4 protein-coding genes are annotated in these 4,485 nt (G+C 68.9%); 2 read left to right on the forward strand and 2 right to left on the reverse strand.

From position 1 onward, the window contains the following. A partial coding sequence (locus tag VGX25_RS23260; protein ID WP_326920004.1) for a hypothetical protein occupies positions 1-252 on the forward strand: 252 nt, incomplete at its 5' end. Here VGX25_RS23260 and VGX25_RS23265 read toward each other — a convergent pair. Beyond that, positions 245-2,560, reverse strand: a complete 2,316-nt coding sequence (locus VGX25_RS23265; protein WP_326920001.1) for a rhamnogalacturonan lyase — start codon at positions 2,558-2,560, stop codon at positions 245-247. The genes VGX25_RS23260 and VGX25_RS23265 overlap by 8 nt on opposite strands. Before the next feature lie 434 nt (positions 2,561-2,994). Between VGX25_RS23265 and VGX25_RS23270 the strand changes: the two genes are divergently transcribed. Then, a complete protein-coding gene (locus VGX25_RS23270; protein ID WP_326920002.1) occupies positions 2,995-4,089 on the forward strand; it encodes a hypothetical protein in 1,095 nt (364 codons plus the stop codon). Positions 4,090-4,091: 2 nt separating this feature from the next. On the opposite strand, the gene VGX25_RS23275 is transcribed toward VGX25_RS23270, so the two are convergent. Next, entirely contained in the window at positions 4,092-4,385 is a 294-nt protein-coding gene (locus tag VGX25_RS23275; protein ID WP_326920003.1) for a hypothetical protein, read from the reverse strand. Positions 4,386-4,485 lie beyond the last annotated feature (100 nt).

Here is a 4,485-nt window from a genome sequence, read left to right on the forward strand (position 1 = left end):
TATCCCGGTGCGGAGCGCGAGGACGAGATGGTCGCCGCGTTGGACTACTGCCTGCACGGCAAAGGTGGTGCGGCGCCCAGCATCGACACCGCGATGCACGGCCTGGTGGACGCCCCGCACGTGGACCACCTGCACCCGGACTCGACGCCCGCCCGGCCAAACCCTTCGCCCGCTACCTCCCCCGCGGCACCCAGCGCCCCTGGCAGGAAGCCGCGCAACGCAACGCCTTACGGTGTCGTGACCCTCACTTGATCCTGGGGATGGGTACCCGCGACCAGTCGATGTCCGAGCCGAGGTAGAAGCTGGTGTACGAGGGCTGGTTGTACACCGTCTGCTGGCGGGCGACCTCGACCCGGTACTGGGCGTCGTGCATCAGGGTGTACAGCTTGCGATCCGTGACCTCGGTGCTCAGGTAGATCCGGACCGCGGAGCTGTCCACGGTGCGCACCAGCATCTCCTCGCGCCAGTCGCCGAAGATGTCGGCGACCAGGCACGGATTGCCCTTGGTGCCGTTGTTGGCCAGCGCGCCCTCGGCGACGAGCAGCCTTCCGCGGCGCCAATCCTCGATCCGGATCGGTTCCAGGGTCGGGGCGGTCGCCCCGGCGACGATCTGGGTGGTCATGTCGGCCGCCCAGCGGATGCTCTGGTTGGTGCCGGGCGTGGTGGGGCCGAGCAGGTCCCCGTCGGCGGAGAACAGGCCGATGCCGAGCTCGCCCGAGTTCGGCGGCAGTGAAGGCCACGCCTCCAGGCCCGGCGATTCGGGGATGACGTCGCCGACCATGCCGCGGCCGGTGTCCCGCCCGGTGTAGTCGCCGAAGATCACCTCGCCGGTGGCGGCGTCGCGCATGGCGTGGCCGAACGGCGCGAACGTCGCGCCCTCGTGCACCATGTAGATCTCCAGGCCCGGCCGGTTCGGATCGATGTCGGTCACGTGCAGCGCGTCGCCGTGGCCGAGGCGCACGTTCTGGCCGGGAATGGCGCTCTGCGGCGGTGCGACGCCGAACGAGCTGTACAGCACGCCGCCGTCGTCGTCGATCGTCGCGGCGCCGTAGATGATCTCCTGTTTCCGGTCACCGTCCACATCGGCCACGCTCAACGAGTGCCCGCCCTGCGTGGTGATCGTGGCGAACTCCGGGTCGGTGCCGTCGCGGCCGTGCGGGTTGTCGTTGAACGGGTTGCTCATCGGCACGTGGCCGCTGTCGACGAACCACTCCTCGCGCAGCCGCCTGCCGTCCCAGCGGTAGGCGACGAGCGTGGTGCGGGTGTACACGCCGCGGGCGAAGACCGCGGACGGCCGCTTGCCGTCCAGGTACGCGACGGTGGCCAGGAACCGGTCGACCCGGTTGCCCGGCTCGATGCGCGGAAGCGCGTAGTCGCCCCAGATCAGCCCGTCGTCCTCGCGGCCCGGCTTGTACCGGATGGTCTGCAGCTCACGACCGGTCGCACCCTCGAACACGGTCAGGTACTCCGGCCCGTCGACGATGAAGCCGGCGAAGTTCCGCAGCTGGTTGCGGGTGCTGCGGCTGGGCGCGTAGACGTCGATGAAGTGGTCCACGAGCGCCCGAGCGTCCACATCGGACAGCGGGTAGTCGTACCGCGGCTCGATGCCGAACGCATGCTCAAGTGTCGCCGGCCAGTGCCCGGCAACCACCTCGGGATGGTCCTGCCACCCGCGGAACAGCGCGACGAGGTGCTCGTAGTAGTCCGCGGCGCTCATCCGGTAGTCGTCGGAGTGGCTGAACCCGGCCCGCACGTCCTCCCGCGGCATCGTGATGAACCGCTCGGAGACGACGTTTCCGGCCCGGTCGTACCTGATGATCTTCGTGCCGGGCGCGGTCTTGAACATCGTCTCCGCGCGCCCGTCGCCGTCGAAGTCGTAGACCAGGAACTGCGTGTAGTGCGCGCCGGCCCGGATGTTGACGCCGAGGTCGATGCGGTACAGCAGGGTGCCGTCCAGCTCGTAGGCGTCGATGAACACCGTGCCGGTGTAGCCGACCTGCGAGACGTCCTTGGAGTTGGACGGGTCCCACTTGACGATGTACTCGTACTGCCCGTCCCCGTCGACGTCGCCGACGCTCATGTCGTTGGCCGAGTAGGTGTACGCCTCGCCGGCCGGGGTGACACCGTCGGCGGGCCTGTGCAACGGCAGGTTGTAGAAGGCCCCGGACCACGTCGCGACCGGCGCGCTGCGGTCGACCTCGCGGCCGCGGACCACCGCGGCGACCCGGTAGCGGGCGTCGGGCGTGCCGCCGCGGTCGAGGTAGTTGGTGCTGTCGGTGACGGTCGCGATCCGATCCCCGTTGCGGTACACGTGAAAGTCCGGCCCGGCCATGCCGGTCGCGGTGTGCCCGGACACCTCATGACCGAGCAGCCGCCAGCTCAGGAACACTCCCTCGGTGGTGGCCGCGGCGACCAGCCCGCGGTCGAGGTGCTCGAGTTGGACGCGATTGCGACCGTGGTCCTGGGGCGCCGCCGAGGCGGTGGGCAGGAAGGCAAGACCCATGACGAGCACCGCCGAGGCGGCAACCAGCGTGCGAAGGGTGGAGTGCCGAGGATTCATGCAGGGCTCCTCGATTCAGTGACGGCGGGTACCATCATGAAACGTTTCAATACCGCAGCCAGCAGACAATGTATCGCATTATCGGGCGCGGACCAAGGGTGCTATTGTCGGATCTCGCCAGGGTTTCGGCTCGACCGACAGCGGCGTCCCCAACCGCGCGGGCCCCGAAGGCCGCACGTTCCTCGACCTGGTCTGGGCCCACGCCCCCTTCCCCACCAAGGGCCAGTTGATCCGCACGGTAGAACGGATCTCCGCCGACTGGCAGACCACCGGCCTGCTCACCCGCGACGAACGCCAAGCCGTCCTCACCGCCGCGGCCTTGTCCGACCTGAGACCGTAGGACTGGTAACGCGGCATGGGTTGCGGGCGACCCCTCAGGGGCAGTAGTCGCCCGATCACCCCAGGTGATCTCCGGTTGAGGACGGAACATCATCATGCCGTACTGGCGCACCACCAAAGAGACTCTGCACGCCGGTTCCCGAGTGTGCTTCCCCGACGCGCTCTCGGTGCAGGGACTGAAGATCGAACCCGGAACGAAGGGAGTCGTGGCCGAGGTTCCGGAGTCCGGCGACGTCGCGGTCGGGATCGTCGATGGTAGCCACAAGGGTGAGACCGTCAAGGTGAGCCCCGGCCAGCTGGCCCACGGCGGCACCACGACGGTGTCCACCGCGAGCGGTGACCGGTGGAACGGCAAGGTGGTCGAGGTGGCACCCGGGATCGGGGTCGAACTGCTCACCTCGCAGAACGACGGCTACGTGCCCTTCATCTGGCAGCAGCTCGAGCGGATCCTGGCAACCAGGGCCGGCCGGAACATCATCGCCACGTTCGACGCCGGCCGCCGGCAGGACTTCCAGTTCCCGGCCGGACGGCCCTTCACGATGGCGCCCTACCAGGGCCTGACGCTGCTCATCACCCAACCACGGCCCAAGTACGACACGCTGAGGAAGCCGGTAAAGACCGTGTACCCGCTGATCCAGACCAAGGATGTCGGGATCCGAACGGGTGACTGGTCCCGGGACACGCAAGGCGACATGATTCCCCGCATCGAGTTCTTCGACCGGCCCGCAGCGGAAGGTCCGGCGATCGAGATCGGCAAGGCCGGCGGTGCCACGGTCACCCATCAGGGCATAGCGGGACATGCCGACTTCCCCGACACCACACTGGACTTCGATCTCGTGCTGTACCACGAGATGGTGCACGCCTACCTGTCCAACTCCGGAGTCGCCCGCCGGATCCGCGATCCCCGGGTCGAGAATGCGATCGGGGCGCAGGACCACGACGAGGCCGAGGAGGAGCTGGTGGTCGGCCTGCTGGCCGGACGCGGTCTCCCGCTGTGCGAGAACGCCTACCGCTGCCAGACCCACCGGCCGCTACGGACCAGCTACCGGGACGTCAGGCTCAACGACCCCGGGGTGAGCCCGGCCGACTGGACCAACGAGATCACCATGACCCAAGCGGCTACGCGGTGGCAGGACCGCAGACACCTCGACCCGAAGGACGCCGCCTGGATCGCCACCGGCCAGGGCTGAGATCAGGTCACCGGCGGCACCCGCTCGAAGCCGACCAGGTGGAGCTGGCCCGGTAGGTCGTTGACCAGGTAGAGCTCGCCGGCGGTGTCCACGCCGAACGAGGTGGGTTGGGTGGGGACCTCGCCGACGCGGGCGTCGGCGTGAGTACCGTCGGCGAGCTCGGTGAACCGCTGGCCGCGGTGGACGTGGCCGCCGAGCACGGCGCAGCCGTCGACCGAGGTCTGGTAGTGGAAGACCGGTCCGGTGTGGACGGCGCCGGTGCTGGACATCACCGGCCGGGTGAGCAGCGTGTCCAACGAGCGCGGCCTGCTCGGCATCGTCCCGGCGCCGGACTTCGCCCAGACCTCGGTGGTGTACCTGGCGTACACCCGGCTGTCCGACAACGCGCTGACCCTG

The sequence above is a fragment of the Actinophytocola sp. genome (assembly GCF_035942955.1).
Classification (GTDB): domain Bacteria; phylum Actinomycetota; class Actinomycetes; order Mycobacteriales; family Pseudonocardiaceae; genus DASYTH01.

Bases quoted from the DNA above. Each gene is read 5' to 3' on its own strand.
- VGX25_RS23265 (WP_326920001.1), bottom strand. From the start codon at position 2,560: ATGAATCCTCGGCACTCCACCCTTCGCACGCTGGTTGCCGCCTCGGCG.
- VGX25_RS23270 (WP_326920002.1), top strand. From the start codon at position 2,995: ATGCCGTACTGGCGCACCACCAAAGAGACTCTGCACGCCGGTTCCCGA.